At 46.0% G+C, this 19,748-nt stretch carries 22 protein-coding genes and 1 pseudogene; 11 read left to right on the forward strand and 12 right to left on the reverse strand.

Annotation, left to right across the window (positions count from 1 at the left end):
• Positions 1-80: 80 nt before the first annotated feature.
• The 3 genes and pseudogenes from NDA06_RS13460 to NDA06_RS13470 all read right to left on the reverse strand — a co-directional run.
• Positions 81-554 carry a WG repeat-containing protein gene (locus NDA06_RS13460; protein ID WP_190987013.1) on the reverse strand — a complete coding sequence of 158 codons (474 nt, stop codon included), beginning with the start codon at positions 552-554 and terminating at the stop codon, positions 81-83.
• Positions 555-775: 221 nt separating this feature from the next.
• Positions 776-1,177, reverse strand: a complete 402-nt coding sequence (locus NDA06_RS13465) for a hypothetical protein (RefSeq protein ID WP_190409991.1) — start codon at positions 1,175-1,177, stop codon at positions 776-778.
• A 120-nt stretch (positions 1,178-1,297) separates the two neighbouring features.
• Positions 1,298-1,491: pseudogene (locus NDA06_RS13470) on the reverse strand (hypothetical protein); the annotation flags it as partial.
• Positions 1,492-1,740: 249 nt separating this feature from the next.
• Between NDA06_RS13470 and crcB the strand changes: the two are divergent.
• Both crcB and mgtE read left to right on the forward strand, forming a co-directional pair.
• Complete coding sequence (gene crcB, locus NDA06_RS13475; protein WP_190532588.1) at positions 1,741-2,139, forward strand: fluoride efflux transporter CrcB; 399 nt, start codon at positions 1,741-1,743, stop codon at positions 2,137-2,139.
• A gap of 220 nt (positions 2,140-2,359) precedes the next feature.
• Positions 2,360-3,751 (forward strand): magnesium transporter, encoded by a 1,392-nt coding sequence (mgtE, locus tag NDA06_RS13480; RefSeq protein WP_190987014.1) that lies wholly within the window; start codon positions 2,360-2,362, stop codon positions 3,749-3,751.
• On the opposite strand, the gene NDA06_RS13485 is transcribed toward mgtE, so the two are convergent.
• The 7 genes from NDA06_RS13485 to NDA06_RS13515 form a co-directional block, all read right to left on the reverse strand.
• Positions 3,720-3,944 carry a hypothetical protein gene (locus tag NDA06_RS13485; RefSeq protein WP_190987015.1) on the reverse strand — a complete coding sequence of 75 codons (225 nt, stop codon included), beginning with the start codon at positions 3,942-3,944 and terminating at the stop codon, positions 3,720-3,722. The two genes, mgtE and NDA06_RS13485, sit on opposite strands and share 32 nt — an antisense overlap.
• A gap of 48 nt (positions 3,945-3,992) precedes the next feature.
• Positions 3,993-4,247, reverse strand: coding sequence for a hypothetical protein (locus NDA06_RS13490; RefSeq protein ID WP_190440574.1), 255 nt, complete (start codon positions 4,245-4,247; stop codon positions 3,993-3,995).
• Between the two features lie 101 nt (positions 4,248-4,348).
• The gene (locus NDA06_RS13495) at positions 4,349-5,527 is read right to left on the reverse strand and encodes an amidohydrolase (RefSeq protein ID WP_190987016.1); all 1,179 of its coding nucleotides are present in this window, start codon (positions 5,525-5,527) and stop codon (positions 4,349-4,351) included.
• A gap of 579 nt (positions 5,528-6,106) precedes the next feature.
• Entirely contained in the window at positions 6,107-6,826 is a 720-nt protein-coding gene (locus NDA06_RS13500) for a Uma2 family endonuclease (protein ID WP_190532597.1), read from the reverse strand.
• Between the two features lie 135 nt (positions 6,827-6,961).
• Positions 6,962-7,639 (reverse strand): VCBS repeat-containing protein, encoded by a 678-nt coding sequence (locus NDA06_RS13505; protein WP_190987017.1) that lies wholly within the window; start codon positions 7,637-7,639, stop codon positions 6,962-6,964.
• Positions 7,640-7,733: 94 nt separating this feature from the next.
• Positions 7,734-9,392, reverse strand: coding sequence for a protein kinase (locus NDA06_RS13510; protein WP_190987018.1), 1,659 nt, complete (start codon positions 9,390-9,392; stop codon positions 7,734-7,736).
• Positions 9,393-9,702: 310 nt separating this feature from the next.
• Positions 9,703-9,927: a hypothetical protein gene (locus tag NDA06_RS13515; RefSeq protein WP_242028962.1), complete on the reverse strand. Its 225-nt coding sequence runs from the start codon at positions 9,925-9,927 to the stop codon at positions 9,703-9,705.
• Between the two features lie 1,031 nt (positions 9,928-10,958).
• Between NDA06_RS13515 and NDA06_RS13520 the strand changes: the two genes are divergently transcribed.
• The 4 genes from NDA06_RS13520 (at position 10,959) to NDA06_RS13535 (ending at position 13,269) form a co-directional block, all read left to right on the forward strand.
• A complete protein-coding gene (locus NDA06_RS13520) occupies positions 10,959-11,123 on the forward strand; it encodes a hypothetical protein (protein ID WP_190411245.1) in 165 nt (54 codons plus the stop codon).
• 177 nt (positions 11,124-11,300) lie between these two features.
• Positions 11,301-11,747 carry a tellurite resistance TerB family protein gene (locus NDA06_RS13525; RefSeq protein WP_190987019.1) on the forward strand — a complete coding sequence of 149 codons (447 nt, stop codon included), beginning with the start codon at positions 11,301-11,303 and terminating at the stop codon, positions 11,745-11,747.
• 377 nt (positions 11,748-12,124) lie between these two features.
• On the forward strand, positions 12,125-12,511 hold the full coding sequence (locus NDA06_RS13530) for a hypothetical protein (RefSeq protein ID WP_190411347.1): 387 nt from the start codon (positions 12,125-12,127) through the stop codon (positions 12,509-12,511).
• A 239-nt stretch (positions 12,512-12,750) separates the two neighbouring features.
• Entirely contained in the window at positions 12,751-13,269 is a 519-nt protein-coding gene (locus NDA06_RS13535; RefSeq protein WP_190527226.1) for a hypothetical protein, read from the forward strand.
• 130 nt (positions 13,270-13,399) lie between these two features.
• Here the strand turns inward: NDA06_RS13535 and NDA06_RS13540 are convergent, their stop codons facing one another.
• Positions 13,400-13,495: a cytochrome b6-f complex subunit PetL gene (locus NDA06_RS13540; RefSeq protein WP_190411348.1), complete on the reverse strand. Its 96-nt coding sequence runs from the start codon at positions 13,493-13,495 to the stop codon at positions 13,400-13,402.
• Between the two features lie 96 nt (positions 13,496-13,591).
• On the opposite strand from NDA06_RS13540, the gene aroB reads away from it, so the two are divergent.
• The 4 genes from aroB (at position 13,592) to NDA06_RS13560 (ending at position 16,989) form a co-directional block, all read left to right on the forward strand.
• A complete protein-coding gene (aroB, locus tag NDA06_RS13545; protein WP_190428537.1) occupies positions 13,592-14,695 on the forward strand; it encodes a 3-dehydroquinate synthase in 1,104 nt (367 codons plus the stop codon).
• A gap of 70 nt (positions 14,696-14,765) precedes the next feature.
• Positions 14,766-14,897 (forward strand): hypothetical protein, encoded by a 132-nt coding sequence (locus tag NDA06_RS13550; RefSeq protein ID WP_277878448.1) that lies wholly within the window; start codon positions 14,766-14,768, stop codon positions 14,895-14,897.
• Between the two features lie 307 nt (positions 14,898-15,204).
• Positions 15,205-16,815 (forward strand): NAD(P)H-quinone oxidoreductase subunit 4, encoded by a 1,611-nt coding sequence (locus tag NDA06_RS13555; protein ID WP_190987112.1) that lies wholly within the window; start codon positions 15,205-15,207, stop codon positions 16,813-16,815.
• Entirely contained in the window at positions 16,816-16,989 is a 174-nt protein-coding gene (locus tag NDA06_RS13560) for a hypothetical protein (RefSeq protein WP_190411361.1), read from the forward strand.
• On the opposite strand, the gene NDA06_RS13565 is transcribed toward NDA06_RS13560, so the two are convergent.
• The gene (locus NDA06_RS13565; protein ID WP_190411249.1) at positions 16,933-17,094 is read right to left on the reverse strand and encodes a YqaE/Pmp3 family membrane protein; all 162 of its coding nucleotides are present in this window, start codon (positions 17,092-17,094) and stop codon (positions 16,933-16,935) included. The genes NDA06_RS13560 and NDA06_RS13565 overlap by 57 nt on opposite strands.
• 401 nt (positions 17,095-17,495) lie before the next feature.
• On the opposite strand from NDA06_RS13565, the gene NDA06_RS13570 reads away from it, so the two are divergent.
• Positions 17,496-19,667, forward strand: a complete 2,172-nt coding sequence (locus NDA06_RS13570; protein WP_190987113.1) for an ATP-binding protein — start codon at positions 17,496-17,498, stop codon at positions 19,665-19,667.
• Positions 19,668-19,748 lie beyond the last annotated feature (81 nt).

Below are 19,748 nucleotides of genomic sequence, written 5' to 3' on the forward strand. Positions count from 1 at the left end.
TTTCTTGTTCGTATGCTTTGACTACTTTTTCTCGAAAGTCGATGGAGTAAGGTTTCATTCTACCTGTTCATGCACTGACCTTAATGTACTCTATATACCTGCAATCTGCTGTATCCCCACTTTCCATCTATCTTTACCGCTGCCAGCCCTTGAGAAAAATTCTTAGCCAAATCATATTTTGGTTTAATGACTAAGTTGCCACTCTTGTTGATATAGCCCCACTTGTTCTTTAGTTTGGTAGCCGCTAACCCTTGGAAAAAAGATTCGGCATTATCAAATTGAGGTTTGATTGCGAAGTTGCCTTTATTATCAAGATAGCCCCATTGGCCGTCTATTTTGACTGCTGCTAGCTCTTCTGAAAATGAATCAGCCCAGCTAAATTTAAGCGGGATGACTATTTGCGAATTACGGGCTTGTCCCTCAGTTGCATCAAAATTAACTTGAGAAGTCCGAAAATTTGAGATGGCTTCACATCCAGAAATTAGAGCGATCGCTAATCCAAACAGAAGGCTGGCAACCGCGACAAGCAATCTGTTGTGAGTTGCAATTTTCATAAAAGTACCCTATCCAATCGCAGCCAACATTTAAGTAATCAATATTTGTTAATCATCTGAAGTAAACCCTGTTATTGTCAGTGAAATTCTAAAGCTTGCTGGTAATGCCTGACTAGATTAGGCTATCCGAATTTAGAATTAAAAAATTAGAAAGGCACCCAGCTAGCTGAGTGCCCCTGTTTTATATCAGCGCGTGGTTGCGCGTGATTACTGTTTCAACATCAAGAAGGGGTGCGAGGAGCTGTCAGGACATCCCAAGCCGCTTTAGCAGCTTCGGCAAGGCGATCGCCTAAAGTTGACACTTCCTTCACGATGGACTCCCAGTTCTTCTCTGCATCCATTTGAATGAGTTTAATCGAGTATGAAATTCGCTCTGGATCGAACAACTTATCCTGTTCAATCTTCTCCCGTGCTTGTTTCACTGCATTAAGATAGGCATCGCGAGTATATTCGGTAGCAGATTTTGTTTCTACCTGCGCCCGTTTTTTAATGGCGTCAATCAGCGCCATCGTTTCACGCTTCAAATCTTCGGATTCGCCTGCCATATTTTCATCAACGATAGCCTTTGTCTCCGGGCTAACTGTTATGGCGGTTTCTGTATTATTAGGGACTTCTGTATTCATGGCTACATCTCATGAGTAGAGTTTTGAGTGAAAAAGATTAGCTTTTAGTAAGGTTCGGCTACTAATTTCACAAACCGGAAAATTGAAGAAATGCTAGTACAGACCAATAAATCATCAGCGGTAGCTAACTATTGGGGCAAGAAACGCGATCGCACGACCAATTGTGACAGCAACGGCTTGAGTTAACGTGTCGCGATTGTAGATATGGTAGAGTTCGTAAGTTCGTCACAAGCTACTAAAGCAATCCCTACCAAGGCACCCGTCCAACCACCAATGAACCAGTAGCTGACGGTAATGATTGGCGCACTAAACAGACCTAATTAGGCAACGGTTTTAAACTGATTCACTCCGCTTGCTCTCGTTGAAGGCATCTGCTTAAATAAAGGGCTATATCAGAAATAGCATTTCTGTAGTATATTTCCTTCAGCCTATCGGTATAATTTCAGAGGGTTATGGGAAAAAACGATAGCAAAGGTACGGGTTAACCAACCTAACCTCCTATGAGAAATCGCTGGATTGGAGACCCTTCATTCCCCAGTCCGAGAGTCTAATTTTCAAGTTAAATGCTGCAAGACCCCGCGATTCGTCATCCCATTGCCATCAGTTTAGGAGCGATCGCTGGAGCATTGAGTCGCTACTATCTCACCCTCTGGTTTGCCCAACGCTTTGGTACCAGCTTTCCCTACGGCACCTTTTTTATCAACCTTACAGGTTGCTTTGGGATGGGTTTTTTTGTCACTTTTGCCTTAGAACGGGTGGCGAATATTCCTCTAGATGTGCGATTGATGGTAACGACCGGCTTTTTAGGAGCTTACACAACTTTCTCCACTTATGGGTTAGAAACATTTACTCTACTGCGCGATCGCAGTTATGCCGCCGCCGGTATTTACTGGGCAGGTAGCGCCATATTTGGAATTATTAGCGTTCAGCTAGGCACGCTTCTGGCTCGGAGCGGGCGGTAGCAAAAACCCTATGACTGCTTAGCACACACCATTCCCAGAGCCTTCAATCTCGATCCTTGGAGACTAGACTGGTGCAGGAAAAATATCAACAATTGATTAAGTAGGGCGGTTGGCTCTCATTGGTGCTGCATTTACTCTTAAATCCCACGAAAACAACCGTACCAATGCCCTTTAGACTAAAAGCAGCAACAAACTTAACACTGGATTAAGAGGGTCTACCTTGACTGACACCAATACTCCTTTCCAGACAGTCTCGCGCAGCGAACTCCGGCAGCTCGTCCGAATGCAGCTGCAAATGCTGCTTGAGGCGGAAGACCTTCAGGGGGCAAAAGCAATCCTCGTCCCGGTGCAACCGGCGGACATTGCAGAAGCCATTGAAGGGTTGCCAGAGGCGATGCAAGCGATCGCCTTTCGCTTGCTCTCCAAGGACGAGGCGATTGAAGTTTATGAATATCTCGACTCTAGCGTGCAGCAGGCGCTGATTGAGGAATTCCGGCGGCAGGAAGTTCTGGACATTGTTGATAAAATGTCCCCTGATGACCGGGCACGACTTTTTGACGAACTGCCCGCTACCGTTGTCCGTCGTCTGCTCGAACAGCTCACCCCCACCGAACGCCAAGCGACAGCTCAGTTGTTGGGTTACGAGGCTGGTACTGCTGGACGATTGATGACACCAGAGTATATCTCTTTGAAAGAAAACATGACGGTGGCGGAAACGCTGGAGCGAATTCGCAGTTTAGCCCATGCTACTGAGATTATTTATTACCTTTATATTACGGATGCTGCTCGTCACTTGTCGGGCATTTTATCCTTACGCGATTTGGTAATCGCCAATCCCGATCAGAAGATTGGGGACATTATGACCCGTGATGTAGTATGCGTTTATACCAGCGATGACCAGGAAGAAGTGGCGCGGCTGATCGGGCGCTATGACTTTCTCGCTGTCCCGGTGGTAGACCGGGAAAAGCGTTTGGTGGGCATTGTCACCGTTGATGACGTGATTGACATCATCGAACAAGAAACGACAGAGGATATTTACAAACAGGGCGGTCTCCAGTCGGGGGGCGACAATTATTTCCAGACGGATTTACTCACGGTGGCTCGCAAGCGTGTCGTCTGGTTGTTCGTCTTGCTACTAACTAATACTGTCACCGGCACGATTATCAAAGCGGAAGAGGAAATTCTTCGGCAAGTGGTATCGCTGGCGGCGTTTATTCCCTTGTTAACCGGGACTGGCGGGAATGTAGGTTCTCAATCCTCAACAGTCGTGATTCGGGGCTTGAATACCGAAGAACTTCGAGAAATGGGGCCAGCACAGGTAGTGGGGCGAGAAGCGATCGCTGGGGCACTCCTGGGAGTGATGTTAGGCACCGTGGCAACGTTATGGGCTTTCTGGCTCCTGAATGGAGATTGGGCTGTCTCGCTGGCTGTAGGGATTAGTTTGGTGGCTATCTCGGTTTTGGCATCAGTTGCGGGTTCCGGTCTTCCGTTCATCTTCCGCGCCGTCGGGTTAGATCCGGCTTTGATGTCAGCACCGTTTATTACAACGGCAGTTGATGTATTGGGCGTACTGATTTACTTTAATTTGGCGCGGCTAATTTTGAAGTTGTAGAAGCGAGTAACTGGGTATTCAGTTGAATCAGGAAGTTATGAGAAGGTGATATCAAATCCGCTTGAGCAACCAGCGCATTCTTGTCGGCGTAGCGTCTTGAAAGGGTATAGAACCATAATTCCTGCGGCTTCGCTTTTCCCTCGCCGCTGACAAAGAGGGTTTGGGGATGAGCTTTCAAATGATAGCGACTCAAACGAATTTGATCTACGTAAAATTAAACGTTGAGAATGAGATTTCGCGTCTACAATTCTGTTGCTGTATCAGGAGCAACAATTTCCCCTTCCATACTCATTAAGGAGTCTTGATCGGTAATCAAATCACTCAACTCATGGAAAGTGACGCCCATATCTTCACAAGCTTTCTTGAGTTCTCGCTTAAAGGTGCCTAAATCCTCACCATAGCCTGACAAATGAGCCGCAGTTTCAACTCCCTGTTTTGCATTTGCTTTAGCACAATCAACCAGCTCTAAACCTTTCAGAGGTATTGGTGAGGCCATAAGTAGTTTTGAATTTTAAGTTGTATTATTTGCAGCATACTGAGATTTACTCCAGAGACTTATCCTTCTGGAGTTAGAAAATCGAGGGAATTCAAATGCTTTTAGCGATGCTGCCAATATTTACAGACAGCATAGGCGAGGGTAACGACGCCGGTAATAATGGCAGATTCATCCACCTCAAATTGGGGATGGTGCAGCGGGTAGTTTTTTCTGTCCGGGTATCCCACACCTAGTCGAAACATCGTACCAGGAGAGTGTTCCAGATACATCGAAAAGTCTTCCGCACCGAGAGAGGGTTCCAGTAAAATTTGGACGCGATCGCTTCCCCACGCTTCTTTGGCAGCTGTTTCCACCAACTGAGTCAGCGCTGAGTCATTTTGCACAGAAGGGACTCCCCGGCGATAGTTGACTTCGCAGGTAGCACCGTAAGTTTTACAGATATTGCAGACAATCTGCTCGATCCACTGGGGTAAACTGGCATGAGTTTCTGGATGCAGCGATCGCACGGTTCCTAATAATCGCACATGGTCGGCAATCACATTCGGGGCGCGTCCACCCTCGATTTTACCAATCGTTAGCACGACTGGGCGCAACGGGTTCTGTGTCCGGCTAATCGCTTGCTGAAGAGACGCGATTGCTTGCGCCGCAATCCAAATTGCATCAACTGCCTCATGAGGACGCGCTCCGTGCCCAGATTCGCCTCTAATATTAATTTCCAGATCGTCTGCGGCTGCGGTCAACGCACCGTAACGAATTCCCACCGATCCCGCCGCAATAGAAGGGAAAACGTGAACGCTCATAATCGCGCTGACATTCTCCATCACTTTATCTGCAACCATCCACCCAGCTCCTTGAGCGATTTCCTCTGCTGGCTGGAACAGAAAACGCACATCTCCTGGCAAGGCATCTCCGATCTGAGATAGTATCATCGCCGTGCCTAAACCAACTGTGGTGTGGACATCGTGACCGCAGGCGTGCATAATTCCCGGAAGACGCGAGGCATACTCTAAAGTAGTGCGTTCTACGATTGGCAAAGCATCCATATCAGTACGAATTGCCAGTAGTCGCTCATCGGTACCTTGTCCTTTTAACTCTCCAACTACGCCAGTTTTACCCACCGCTTCTTGGACATGAAGCCCACAGGAAGACAACACGCCAGCAACATAGGCAGCAGTTTGATATTCTTGCCCGCTTAGTTCTGGGTGAGCGTGGATATGTCGTCGGATTTCAATCAGGCGAGGCGCTAGTTTTTCAGCAATGTCTTTAATACGAGTTAGCACGGATTTCTTAATTGAATGAACGCTTATTTCATGATAAGAGTGGTTAAAAAACTCAACTGCCCTTTAGTCATTCAATTATAAAGACTGTAAGCGATCGCTGAATAATGGGTAAATAGAAAGCAATTGCAGAATATTTACAAAAGCAGTGATTCTAAACCTTGACAAAAATAGAACAAAGGCTATATAGAACTCGCTGGACGTGATGCGATCGCTACTGGGATCGATTGATATCAAAACGTACTATTAATAATCATTCCCAAATTTAAATACCTTTCTACCCACATAGTCGCATTTACAGATTTCGATACTTTCTTCATAATCATTCGGGTGACAATCGCCAATTTCAAAACAGTTCTTAGGCGATTTCCAGAGTTTATAAAAATAAATTAAATTTAGTATTGCCGGAAAGGTTACTTTATCAAAAAGGAAAAAACTACCAACTGCTGACAAGTAGCGATTGCCTTCAGCTAATTATGGAAAGCTTGTAGTCATGTATCTACTTGAGCGATCGCATTAACCCGTTACTAAGGTCTAGACGTATCGGTAGCTTGCAAAACCCAGTCTAGGTGTAACAAAATGTTACCCTAGCGAGTCTGGATCTAACCCCATAGCACGAAGTTGTTTTGCTAAAGTTTGGGCGCGTTGTTCGGCAAGTTGGGCGCGTTGTTCGGCAAGTTGGGCGTTTTGTTCGGCAAGCTGAGCGCGTTCTTCCGGTGTCAGCAATCTTTGCCCTTGCTCGTCGTACCAGTACAACCACTCCCGCGTTATTCCTTGATAAATTCCCCGTTCTGTACCAATCGCCAATCCCATTTCTGGGAGCCAAACCGGGTTTCCTGGCTGCAACACATATTCGCCATCAACCAACCGATGCACCTCCAAATGCGGCTTTCTGCGACGGCGTGACGAATAAATTACGTAGTACAAAACCCCTAAATTCGCATAATCTAGCTTTTTTTGGCTATATTCTTTCCGATAAGTTTGGGAGACAACCTCCAACACCATAGTTGGGACGCGCTCTTCTTCCCAAATCGCATAACTTAAGCGCAGCTCCTCGTCAAAAAACCGCTCGACTCCTAAGCTAAGAAATCCATCGGGTACAATGGCTGGTTTATCAGGATCGTAGTAAATCCCCATATCTACGCCAAAAAACCAATCCATCCGATCTGCCCAAGCCATCGCCAATATTGCTTTTAGCAAACCAGGGATTAAATCTTGCAGTTCATTATCCACAGGCGTTTCGTCAGAGTCGGGTAGCTCCTCGGAAGAGGGGAAATACTTCGGTGGCTTGTACTCTAACATGACTAATTTCCCTAAGACTACTGACTCTATAATAAATAAGTAGATACAAACAAAAAATTAGAGAAGTCTATTTTCCAAAAAATGGACTTCTCTAATTTTATCCAAAGCCAGTAGACTTATTGCTTAAATAAAAACTTAATCGCAGACTGCAAAATTCTTTTGTTCGTCCTCTACGAAATAAAAAGCTTCCGAACAGTAAGCGAGAGAATCTACATCTAGTTGTTTGGGTGGTTCATCGGTCTTACTAACTTTCCACAATTCAATCGCTGGTGTACTGATATAGGTTTTTTCTTCTATCGATTCCGCTTTCAAAGGACTATACTTGCGGTTAGCTAAACCTTTTTCTCCTGCGGATTTTAAGTCCATTGAAGTATAAATTACCCCTTCTTCTGGCTTCGTGGTGCGCCGGTAATCTTTCACGAGCGATCGCTCAAACTTTCCATTGCCTTGATTTAGGGCGATTTGAAACCGGGAATCAGCCGTTTCTTCCGCTACTAATAACATTGCATAGTCTTTTAACCCATCTTGATTGAAATCAGCCGAGAAGATGCTGCAAGTAAACTTCTTGTTCGGAGTTTCACTTGACTTAAAGTTGCGAATCGAGGGCACAAAATCGGATTCTTTGGCGAGGCGGTGTTCGCCTAGCGTTGCTTTCACAGGTTGCGGGACTTCGCCTTGACACTGTATATCTGGTAACTCAGCCACTGTTGAGGGAGTTGAGGAATTTGTTGATGTAGATTGGTTGGAATTCGTTGTAGAAGTACAAGCACCCAACATCAGAACTATTGCCAATAAGAAAATTTTTTTTATCATGAGCTGCTAATTAAATCTGTCTGCTCAAGTAGAGCTTCCAAGGCGCGATCGCAAATTCCGGGGATTAAGCGATCGCGGCTCAGGCGACACGTCATTAACGCCAACCTAACCAACGCAGAAAAGGCACAACCAAGTAGTAACTCACGCCCAGCCAGAAGGCAATCGTGACACCCAGGAGACTGAAAAAACCAAGGCTAGGAAGGAGATCGAACGAACTAAGAGTAAAGAACCCTAAACCCCCAAAGATTCCGGCTGTGCCAGCTGCGGCGACAATGGCGTGAACCAGTTGATGGCTGGGCAAACCAAGACCGAGCGTTAACGGGCCAACAGCAACTGCAATCAACGTGACCATTTGCAGCACCGTTCCAGCAGGCATCAGATGGCAAACCAGCCACCCTAACCCATAGCCAAAGACACCCATGAGTCCAGCCACTAAACGGCGCTTGCGTTGACCAAAGCCACCAGCTTCAGTAAGACCCCAAGCCGTTCCCCATCCAGCAAATGCAAATAGCAGAATGGCTTGTCCGACTGGGGGTGGAATATAGGGGAAAACAGGTGGTAGCTGCGCCAGCAAAGCAGCGAAATGAGTCCCTAAAGGGAACACATAAGCCAAAGAAAAACCAGTAACAGCAAACACCCCCCCCGCAATTCCGCCAACAAGCATCTCCCAAAGCGTATCCAGGCAAGCTGTCACAACTTTAGCGATCGCTCGAACCACGAAAAGAGCCGTTTGACCCGCTAGCGTCACAATAGAGGCGATCGCGACCCACAACAGCTTCAAACTTCTGCTAGCGAGGGTCGCGATCGCATCCGAGAAAGACTGTGGAACCTGACTGGTTTTCGTCTTCATGGAAGAATCTCCAGCCAGACGCTGCTGAATTTCCACAGCCGTCCCCGGTCGCTGGCGCACATCAGGCTGCACCATATCATCCAGCAAATCGGCGAAGGCGGGACTCACCGGGGCGCAATGACGCCAACGTAACTCTCCTGTCGCCGGGTCTTCCAACTCTGGGGGATATCGACCTGTGAGCAAGTGAATCATCGTTTGACCCAGCGCATAGAAATCTGCCGCCGGTCCCACCGCACCTCCAAAAATCTGCTCCGGCGGACTGTATCCGGGAGAAATCAAACGCGTTGAACTTGCCTCTTGTCCCACTTGGACAGTGCCTATCTGTTTTGCCCCGCCAAAATCAATTGCCACCAGTTGCCCGGTTTCCTGGCGCAGCATCAAGTTGGAGGGTTTAATATCTCGGTGAATAATCTGCCGCCGATGCAACTCTTGTAAAATATCGAGCGCTTGCTTCAGCCAATTCGCCACCAGCGGCTCGGGACACCCTTGGGGATAGTGGCGCTCCAGGATATCCTGCAATGTCTGACCGTTGATTTTTTCCATTACCAGACAAGGCAGACGCCGGTAAGAGGGATGACCCAAATTCACTACAAAATAGCTATCTGGCTCGACGCTAGGGACACCCGGATGATGCAGACTTGCTAAAACAGATGCTTCTTGCTCAAACAGTTCCTGCGCCTTTGATGAAGATTCCAGTAATACCTTCAGCACCCGGTCTTTTGCCAACTGCAAATCCCAGACTGTATAAATAGCAGCGAATCCCCCAGATCCTAGAGTCTGGAGAGGAATATAGCGATTGTTCAGATGTAGCGGTGCCCCACAACAGTTGCAAAATTTGTTTCCCCAAGGCTGGGGATAGGGACGCGAACAATCGGGATTAATACAGTGGGCAGCACTGGTCACAGACTAGAATTAGATGAAAACACAAGCTCCCTCGATTCTACTCGACGCCTCAGACTAACCGGAAAACCCGCCAGGATAATCTTCACCAGCGATAAGTAAATACGATACTACCAGCCCTTGAGGAACTTTATCTTTGTTCTAGAACCGACTAAGCGCTTGATAAGGGCATGGTGATTCTTAAAACGATATCCATTGGGTGGTATCGAGCGCAATCTAATAATTTAAAGCGTTTAGATACAAACAAAGCCGGAGAGTTGCTTCTCCGGCTTTGTTTTCACTTGTCGTGCTTCTTTAATGTATTACCAAAAACTTATTTGGCAGAGAGGGTAGTAGCGGTCTGCTGTTGAATCCATGCTGAATGCAAGTCCTCCTCTACAAAAGCCTTTTTCCCAGACTTTAAACTTTCAGCTATAAGCACTTTGATGGTTGGTAAATAAACCCCATTAACCATTTCATGTCCGTAACCAACCACTTTGCCAAAATGCCCAGTTTTCTGGCTAAGAACATCATCCCCTATGGCAAACATGATTTCCATCCTTTTGCGGTGATTCTTTTACTAATCTAGTTACTGGTTTAAACCTTTGCTTCTATCAAAGGGAAGGAATAGCTGTTCAAAAGAAATACCCACATATTAAGTCATTAAGTGCTTTTGAATACATTACTCTGTAATTTTTTTGTTTTTTTAAAACAAACTAAATTTTTTTTGATAAGCTGTAATGTGGAACCAAAGCTTGCCAATTTTACAAGTTGCCGACAGTCTAATAAATTGAAAGGATCATTTATCTGATTCTCTCCATTAATCCTTTGTTCAAGCCTATAGCAAGCACAAACAGCAAAATCAAATAATAATATTAAAGGTAAAAGAGATCCAATATTTATGGCTAAGAATGAATTCCTAAATCAACTGCTTATAAATAAATTTTAAAAACATTATTTAACTAGCAATTGCTGTAACTAGAAACGGCGAACTAGTATACAAGAAGCAATTAATTCCCAAAGATAAAAGCCTCAACATCTTCCCTTAATTGGGAAAATGTTGATTTTCTTAAAAAAATTAAGACGATCGGGAAGCTGAGAAAAACTAAAGTTTACGAGAAACTTGGACGCGATCGCTTTCTTAGGAAAAGTTTTTTCTTGCAAGTTTAGAGGGAACTTGGAACCAAATCTCGGTATCAAGAGCAAACCCAAAAACGCAGGAATCGTTGAAGTGGGCGAACTGACAAGTCAGCGCGAGGCTAACGCCTCGCTTCGCTGTTTTCATGCCCAAGGGGCTGTACGCTATCGCGCACCTCATCACAAAAAATATTTAAGTATAAAAAATCAAAAACTAAAAAACTGAAGCTTCGCTAAATGACTCAATTCGTCGATTGCCTCAGTATTATTGCTCTTGAGGTTAGTATTTATAGTTTCATAAGACTTACCAGCCTGTTGAGTCAAACCCGTGTAATTACCGGGACATTAGTGGCTCTTAGGCTAAATCTAGTGATTCTTCTGAGGAAATGAGTAGCCAGTGTGTGGAGTAATAAGGGAAGAACAACAACAGCCCAGAGCTGAGAAGGCCAAACCATGACGACCTACATTACTTTTGAAACCGCGCTACGGATGCTTGAAAACGCCTATTTAGCTTCCGTTATCTTCCTCCTTGCGGCTTCTTACCTGGGTTTAATCGCGATCGACAAGATTGAAAAAGCTAGCGACAACACCCCCTCACGGCAACTCGGTTCTCGTTGAACAGCGATCGCTAAAAGTTCTCGCTCAAATAGTTTGACTGTTAAAAATACTCATCTAGGACTCGCGTCATACTCAACCAAGCTGCGAATTGAAGTTGACAGGCTTCTGGAATCATCAGCATCAATCGTGTAGGACAAGTAAATACCTACCTACTATGCCCCTAAGGAGTAGACTGCGATGGGCTTGTTTGACAAAGTATTCAGTACTCAGAACAAAGTTCAAGAAACGCTTAGTCCAACGGAAGCATTTGCTGCTATTACCTTAGCTGCTTTTGCCTCTGACGGATACCTCTCCGACGAAGAAGCACGAGGCATTTCTTCTACACTGTCTCGAATGAAACTCTTCAGAAGTTATCCAGACGATGTGATGAGACGGATGTTTGATAAACTTCTCGGTATTCTTAAACGACAAGGCCCTAGCGGGTTGGTTAAAGCGGCTCGTGAATCTCTTCCTCACGATTTACAGGAAACGGCTTTTGCAGTGGCAACCGATCTCGTCTTAGCCGATGGCATCGTTACCGAAGAAGAACAGAATTTTTTAAATGATTTGCATCAAGCTTTAGAGATTTCCACGGAAACGGCGGTGCAGATTGTGCAAGTGATGTTAATTAAAAACCGAGGTTAAATCTATCCCCTCACGCTTTCGGATTAAATCTCGATAAATATTCTTCAGTAGAGACTAAATGACCCCTGTTAAGGGGTTTTTTTTCTGGTTACGATTCCCGGTATGCGCTCAGCACTCACATCGCTCAGAAATGTCTCAAATTTCTACTTTTTATCCAAGTTTTATCAAGCTGTCTTCGTAGAGCATCTATATACTCTTGCGCTCGCCATAACAGTGATCGCGCAGTCATTCTACTGTCTGGCGCTACTGACAAGGTTCTGCTTATACTTTCTAAAATAATTTATTTCTTCATCCTCCTAGGGGTATATTTTACTCTTTCTTTAGGTATACTTGGCAGAACCGCAAACACAGTTAGGAAGGAAACCTAAATGTCAGGAATGAACTACTTAGAGTTAGAACAAGAAATTGCCAAGATGGCTAGGGCGATGATGACCCGCAATAGCCAGATTGGGAAAGACCTGATAGCGAATTTGAGAAGTCAGATGACCCTCGAAGAGCTCGGTGGCATGATGCTGGTGAGTATCGAACGTTTAATCTGGTTTGACAGCGATTCAGTGTTGTGGACGATAGAGAATCTCATTCCTGCCGATGTAATGCAAGAAATTCGCACCATTACTTCAGTAGCTGTCGGCAAACGTTTGATTTGCAAAGGATTTATGCCAGGAAAAGATTTTAGTGTCGATGCAGCTGGCAAACTGCTACTCAACGACAAAGCTAAAACAGCGATATTACCTCTGGCGACTCTAACTCCTTTGAAAAGTTGAAGATGCCGTCAGACGATTGGCTGGAAAGCACAACGCTAGCCTAGGGAAACGTCCTCAAGCATTGTGCTACAAGTCCAATCCTGGATGGGTAAACATCTTCATCTCTAGTGAGTCACAGGATTTATAGTGATAAGAATCACTAATGAGTCAAATGGGTATCACACCCCCTAAACAGATTCGATCACCGAGGGGTATAAGTAAATGCAAGATACTCAATTTAGAGGATTCTGTGACTTACGATGCCCGACAAAGCCCTCATCACCAAACCGATTAATCAACCCACAGAAATCTTAAGCCAGTTGCACAGCGGACAGCTCCTCCGGGTCAATGGTTGTCGCAGCAGCGCCTTAATTATCTGTCATCGCCACCATGCAGAATTGGCGGGTCCTGGTGCAGGGATTGGCAGTCTGTTTGATATTAATTGTAGCCGGGTGATTCCCATTGGCAACCCGTCAGTGGTTTGCCCTGAGTCTCGCGCCGAGCGACAAAAAGCTTATGAAATTCGGCAACAATGGATTCGCTTTACTCAAAAAGCAATGGAGTATTGCGTCCCGTTGCAGCGTGCCCGTGTCATTTTAGTTGTATTTGAAAAATACTTTGGTCTTGAAGCGACTGCCCAAATGCCGGATGAGATTCTAGCTCAATTGGTGGGAGTTTTGCCAAAAACAATCCAAATGGCGCGTCGAGTGACTAGCAAGCCCTGTGAGAGTAACCCAAAGCAATCTACAGTCAAGGTGTTAAGTCTAACAGAAGGATGAGAGATGAAAGGATTCGTTGATTCGTCTTCTTGTCTCCTTACTGTAACCTGTCTTTAGCAAGGATAAAGTAGGAAAGAAGTACAGAACGAACAATTCCTTCATCGTTCATCCTTCGCCAGCAGGCTGGTGATTAGATCAGCTTGATGGCGCGGAGACCGAAATACAGCCCCACAGCAACAGCAAAAGCACCACCCAAAAGTAAGAAGTAAGCGATCGCTCCAGAGATTTCCATTTTTCCGATAGAACGCAATATCCACCATTGAAACATCAAGTGGAGTAGAATACAGCCCACGGGCGCTTGTTGGTTGATGGGGTTTGGTTTATGGAATCGGTGATTCGGGTTAATTTACCGCAGCAGGCTTACGAAATTGCGATCGCATCTTCTGGTCTAGGGCAACTAGGCGCTAAGATGACCAGTCTGAACTTGGGGAAGAAAGTGTTGGTTGTTTCTAACCCAGAAATTTTTCGGCACTATGGTCAAGAAGCGATCGCATCCCTTAAAGAAGCTGGTTTTGACGTTACCGAACTAACCCTTCCCGCTGGCGAACGCTACAAAACCCTCGACTCTGTCCAAAAAATCTACGACGCCACCTTGGAAAATCGCCTAGAACGCTCTTCAACGCTTGTTGCGGTAGGCGGTGGCGTAATTGGTGATATGACTGGCTTTGCTGCGGCTACCTGGCTGCGGGGAATTAACTTCGTACAAGTTCCGACAACACTCTTGTCAATGGTTGATGCTGCCATTGGCGGCAAAACCGGCGTTAATCATCCCCAAGGAAAAAATTTAATTGGTGCTTTCCATCAGCCGCGGCTGGTTTTAATTGACCCAGAGGTGCTGAAAACATTGCCAGTACAAGAGTTTCGCGCGGGGATGGCAGAGGTGATTAAGTATGGGATTATCTGGGATGCTGATTTATTTGAGCAGATGGAGCGATCGCCATATCTTGACTCACTCCCCTCTCTAGACGCTGGTTTATTACAAGAAATCCTGGCACGATCCTGCCAAGCCAAAGCCGATGTTGTCAGCAAAGATGAAAAAGAAGCTGGACTCCGCGCCATTCTCAACTACGGTCACACTATCGGTCATGCTGTAGAAAGCTTAACCGGCTACCGTGTCGTGAACCACGGGGAAGCAGTAGGGATTGGGATGGTCGCGGCGGGTCAGATTGCGGTTAACCTTCAGATGTGGGACAAGGCAGACGCCCAACGTCAAGATGCCCTAATTCAAAAAGCCGGATTACCCACCCAGCTACCAGCAGGGCTAGACATCGAAGCAATTATTGAGACGCTGCAAACCGATAAGAAAGTGAAAGATGGAAAGGTGCGGTTTGTCCTTCCCACCCAGATTGGGGCAGTAACTGTAACCGACCAAGTGCCGTCAGATGTAATACGACAGGTGCTGCAACAAATGGTTACTCACCAGTAATTTGTAAGCGCAAAAAGCTACACTGAGCCAACTGTTTTCGTCAAACGTCTCTGTTTATAGGGGCTTTCCGATGACTCACTTTGGCATCATCTGTCCTACCGCCTCCGGTCATCTCAACCCGATGACGACTTTAGGCTACGAATTGGTTTCTCGCGGTCATCGCGTCACTCTATTCGGGAAGCCTGTATTGGCGTTGCATTAACTGAGCAAGGGTCTTTGGGCGCTCTTGAGCGCATTAGTCTATGGCGTTCTTATCAAATATTTACTCGAAGATGGCGATCGCAGCCGTCTTTTTTTTGCCTAGATGCTTAACATAAAAATTTTTAAATTAACATATTGCAACATTTAAACAACTAGAGCTATATTCGTAGGGTAAGTATAAATTCCTAAGACATCACTTCTGATTGAGTCTATACAGGAAACTTTGGCGAAGTACAGGTTGCTCTGTTGAGTGCCTGCAATACGCCACCTAAATGCCGCAATATCGCCTCAACCTTGGGTAGGTTCTGATGATCAGTACTCAATTTCCGTGGCTCACCACGATTATTCTGCTGCCGTTACTCGCTTCCTTCGCCATCCCCGTACTACCGGATAAAGACGGCAAGACCGTCCGCTGGTACGCATTGGGCGTAGCGTTAGTAGATTTTGCTCTGATTGTTTATACCTTTTGGCGTCACTACGACTTAAAAAACCCAACATTTCAGTTAGTTGAAACCTATTCTTGGGTGCCTCAACTCGGTCTAAATTGGTCTGTAGCGGTGGATGGGCTGTCTATGCCGTTGATTGCTTTGACCGGCTTAGTCACCACCCTGGCTATCTTCGCGGCTTGGAACGTTACAAATAAGCCACGTTTGTTTTACTTTTTAATGCTGGCAATGTACAGCGCTCAGATTGGCGTTTTTGCTGCTCAGGATATGCTTTTGTTCTTCCTGATGTGGGAACTGGAGTTAGTGCCGGTGTACCTGCTGATCTCCATCTGGGGAGGGCCAAAGCGCCAGTATGCTGCAACCAAATTTATCCTTTACACTGCCTTAGGCTCGGTGTTCATTTTGGTTGCCGGTTTAGCAATGGCTTTCTATGGCGATACCGTCACCTTTGACATGGCGGAACTGGCAGCCAAGCATTACCCCTTAGCATTGGAACTCCTGGCCTATGCTGGGTTCTTGATTGCCTTCGGCGTCAAACTGCCAATTTTCCCGCTGCACACTTGGCTACCTGATGCTCACGGCGAAGCTTCCGCCCCCGTCTCGATGATTTTGGCTGGGGTGTTGCTGAAAATGGGCGGCTATGCGCTAATCCGCATGAATATCGAAATGCTGCCTAGCGCCCATGTTTATTTCGCCCCAGTACTCGTGATATTGGGTGTCGTCAACATTGTCTATGGTTCTTTAAACGCTTTTGCTCAAGGCAATCTCAAACGACGGCTAGCTTGTTCTTCGATTGCCCACATGGGCTTTGTACTGATTGGAATTGCCTCGTTCACTGACTTAGGGCTAAACGGTGCAGTTCTGCAAATGGTTTCCCACGGGTTGATTGCAGCGGCGCTGTTCTTCCTCTCAGGCGTTACCTACGAACGCACCCACACCCTGATGATGGAAAAAATGGGGGGAATGGCGAAACAAATGCCTAAAGTTTTTGCTTTGTTCACCGCCGGTTCAATGGCTTCTCTTGCCTTACCGGGAATGAGCGGATTTGTCGGGGAATTGACAGTCTTTCTAGGCTTCACCATGAGCGATGCTTACAGTTCCACTTTCAAAGTAGTGGTGGTGTTGCTGGCAGCGATGGGATTAATTCTGACGCCAGTTTATTTGCTCTCTATGCTGCGGCAGGTGTTCTACGGTAAGCAGCATCAAGAGTTGGTAACAGATTTAGTGTTGCTGGATGCCCAGCCTCGTGAGGTGTTTATTGCCGCTTGCTTAATAATTCCGATTATCGGAATTGGTTTCTATCCCAAGGTGGCAACTCAAACCTATGATGTGAAGACTGTAGCGATCGCTGCCCAGGTTCACAATGTACTCCCTCTAGTCGCTCAAACCAAAGCGCCTCTCTACTCGCGCGGTTTGGTTGCACCAACTTTACCCGCTACTGCGGCTGGAAATTTGCTGAGTGCAGCCGAGTAATTGACTCGACTGTCCTTAGAAATCAATCGTGCTGATTTAAGGAGCCATGAAGATGGCTCCTTGTTTCTTTTGGATGGAGCCGAATGGTTAGGTTGTGGGGGAATGGAGGAGCGATCGCTATTTTCTCGAAATAATAATCCACACCGCATGAATGATTCCGGGAAAATAACCTAGAAAAGTCAAGACGAGATTGATCCAAAAGTCTCTTCCAAAGCCAACTTGCAAGAAAACACCCAGCGGTGGCACAAAAATAGCGATCAGGATACGGAAGAAATCCATAAAAACACCTTTTGAGAATTAATGGGAATATTTTCTAGGATCTCATTGATTTGGGGAATTCTTCTCTCTATTCCGATAGAACTGTCAATCTATCGGTGAGTAGATAAAACAACTTTACTGTTATCTTTGCTACTAAAATGCTAAAAATCTTTAATGTTTAAAAATATTAAGTCAGTCGTCAGTAGAGAGGGATTTTGGGAATGGGAATCGCGGGCGAGCGCCGAGAAGCAATGGTTTGTGTGAAACTATCGCGGAAATCCTCAGAACATCAAGCTGCACTGCATATTTATCAACAAGGTAGGAACTTTTTTGGGGAAAATCAGTCTAAGATGCGATGCTGCCCCAAAGAATATGAAGTTATTCTATTAAGAAAATAAAGGCACAAATAAGCAGAGCTATTATTGCAACAAATCCGGCAAAATCTGAGCATTGCTGATATGGGTATTACTGCTGATACAGAAGCGTTGTCTAGGCGGCTAAAGGGTGCAATGGTAAATGATCTAGACCAGCAGATTGAAGATTCCCTACAGCGGCTTGAGCATCTGTGGCAATGTGCTGGAAAGTTACCGATGTCTCACCAGGAGCCGCTCGTGGATGCTCTGAAAAAACTATCGACCCATCTGCAAGAAATGCAGGCCGTCATTGAGCAACTGCGCCAACAAATTCAGCAAGAATTCGCTAACAAAAATCACGCAGGACTCAAAGAACAGCAGCGTTCCCCAACCGAAGGTGAGTTTATTTTCCTTTCCACTCACCAAAAAGCTTTACAAGCAATCGAGCCTGCTTATAGCAACTCAGAGGTGGTTTCCCAGGGAAAGGGGATTGGCTTTTTGGTGACAAATCCAGAAGCCGTAATTTTATCAGCCAACCGGACTAGCGGTGAGTGGCTCGAAAGCGTTCAAGAAAGCTTAGTCGGTAAGGCGCTGGTGGAGTTCGTGGTCACGGATGCTCGCGACGACTTTCAGACTCAGCTCAGCGCCCTACAACAGGGATTTGTTGTCAATAACTGGGAAATCTGCCTGCAAACAAGGCAGGGTAGGACATTTAAGGCTATCGTCACTGTCGAGCCAGTGCAAGAGCCGCAACATCTGCAAGTCGTAGGTTTGCGCTGGCTGCTGCAACAAATGCTTCCGTGTCAAGCCGAGCGGGTAGTAGATTTTTCGGGGACAAATTGGGAGTGCGCCGAGAGAGATATAGAAAATCAGGTTGAGGGAAAAATTGCCCAAAATGATAGCGGGGTAAGGGATACGAGGTTGCAAAAAACGCTGCACGAGCAACCCCACGACCAGCTCAATCGCGATCGCACAATCCACTTGCAACAGATCCTTGACTTTGAAGCAATGCTTAAACGCATTACTGACAAAGTTCGTGATAGCCTCGACGAAAACCATATTTTGCAAACGGCTGTCGAAGAATTAACGTTAGTGTTGGGGATTGAAGGCTGCGATACAGCTTTATACGATGCCAATCAAACCACGGCAACAATCGCTCACGAATACACCCAAGGATTGCCATCGGCACTAGGAAAAGTCGTCACAATTTCTGACCTTTTTCAAGACGATGCTCAATTACTGAAAGGTCAGTATTTCCAGTTTTGTTACCTAATCCCTGAGATTCGAGGATCGGTGGCTATCCTAGCTTGTCCGATTTTTGATAGCCAAGCAGTATTTGGGGATCTCTGGTTATTTAAGCGGCAGGAAGAAGCTTTCAACGAGCTAGAAATCCAGCTTGTGCAGCAAGTGGCGTCTCAATGCGCGATCGCAATTCGACAAGCTCGACTCTACCAAGCAGCACAAACGCAAGTCGCAGAACTGGAAAAGCTGAATCGCCTCAAAGATGACTTTCTCAGTACCGTTCCCCATGAATTGCGATCGCCAGTTGCCAACATGAAAATGGCGATTCAGATGTTGGGGATTGCCTTGAATAAAGACCACGGACTGTTTGCAGAACTCTCGAAGCCGCCCGCAGAAAGAAACAAAGTGGCTCGCTACTTCCATATTTTGCATAACGAATGCGAGCGAGAAACCAACTTGATCAACGATCTACTAGAGTGGCAGCGAATCAATGCAGAGATTCAGCCTTTGGTACTGACAAGCATTCAGCTAGAAGATTGGCTTCCCACAATTGTAGAAACTTTTCAAAAGCCAGCCCAAGAACGCGATCGCCACTTAGAAATTCACCTTGAGTCCGAACTGCCTCCCTTAATTTGCGATCGCACCAGTTTAGGACGCATATTCAGCGAGTTACTCAACAATGCCTGCAAGTACACGCCATCAGCCGAACGGATTGCAGTAAAAGCACGTAGCGTCGCAGATAAGATGGAAGTGAGCGTAATAAATACTGGCGTGGAAATTCCAGCCAGCGAGCGCGAACGAGTATTTGAAAAGTTTTACCGGATTCCCAACTCCGATCCCTGGAAGCAAGGCGGGACTGGCTTGGGACTGGCGCTGGTACAGAAATTGGTTGCCAATTTAGGAGGCACGATTCATCTAGAAAGTGCTGCCAATTACACTTGCTTTACAGTGTCGTTGCCGCTGAAGCCTTCGACTGTTACTGAAGCACAACCTTCCTGAGAAATGTGCCTTATTCAAGCTGACTAAACCGGCGATTATCGGTGTTTTTCCACTCCCATCTAGAGAGCAATTGATAATCCT

Origin of the sequence: Trichocoleus sp. ST-U1, assembly GCF_039961835.1 — a bacterium.
Lineage (GTDB): Bacteria > Cyanobacteriota > Cyanobacteriia > Cyanobacteriales > FACHB-T130 > FACHB-T130.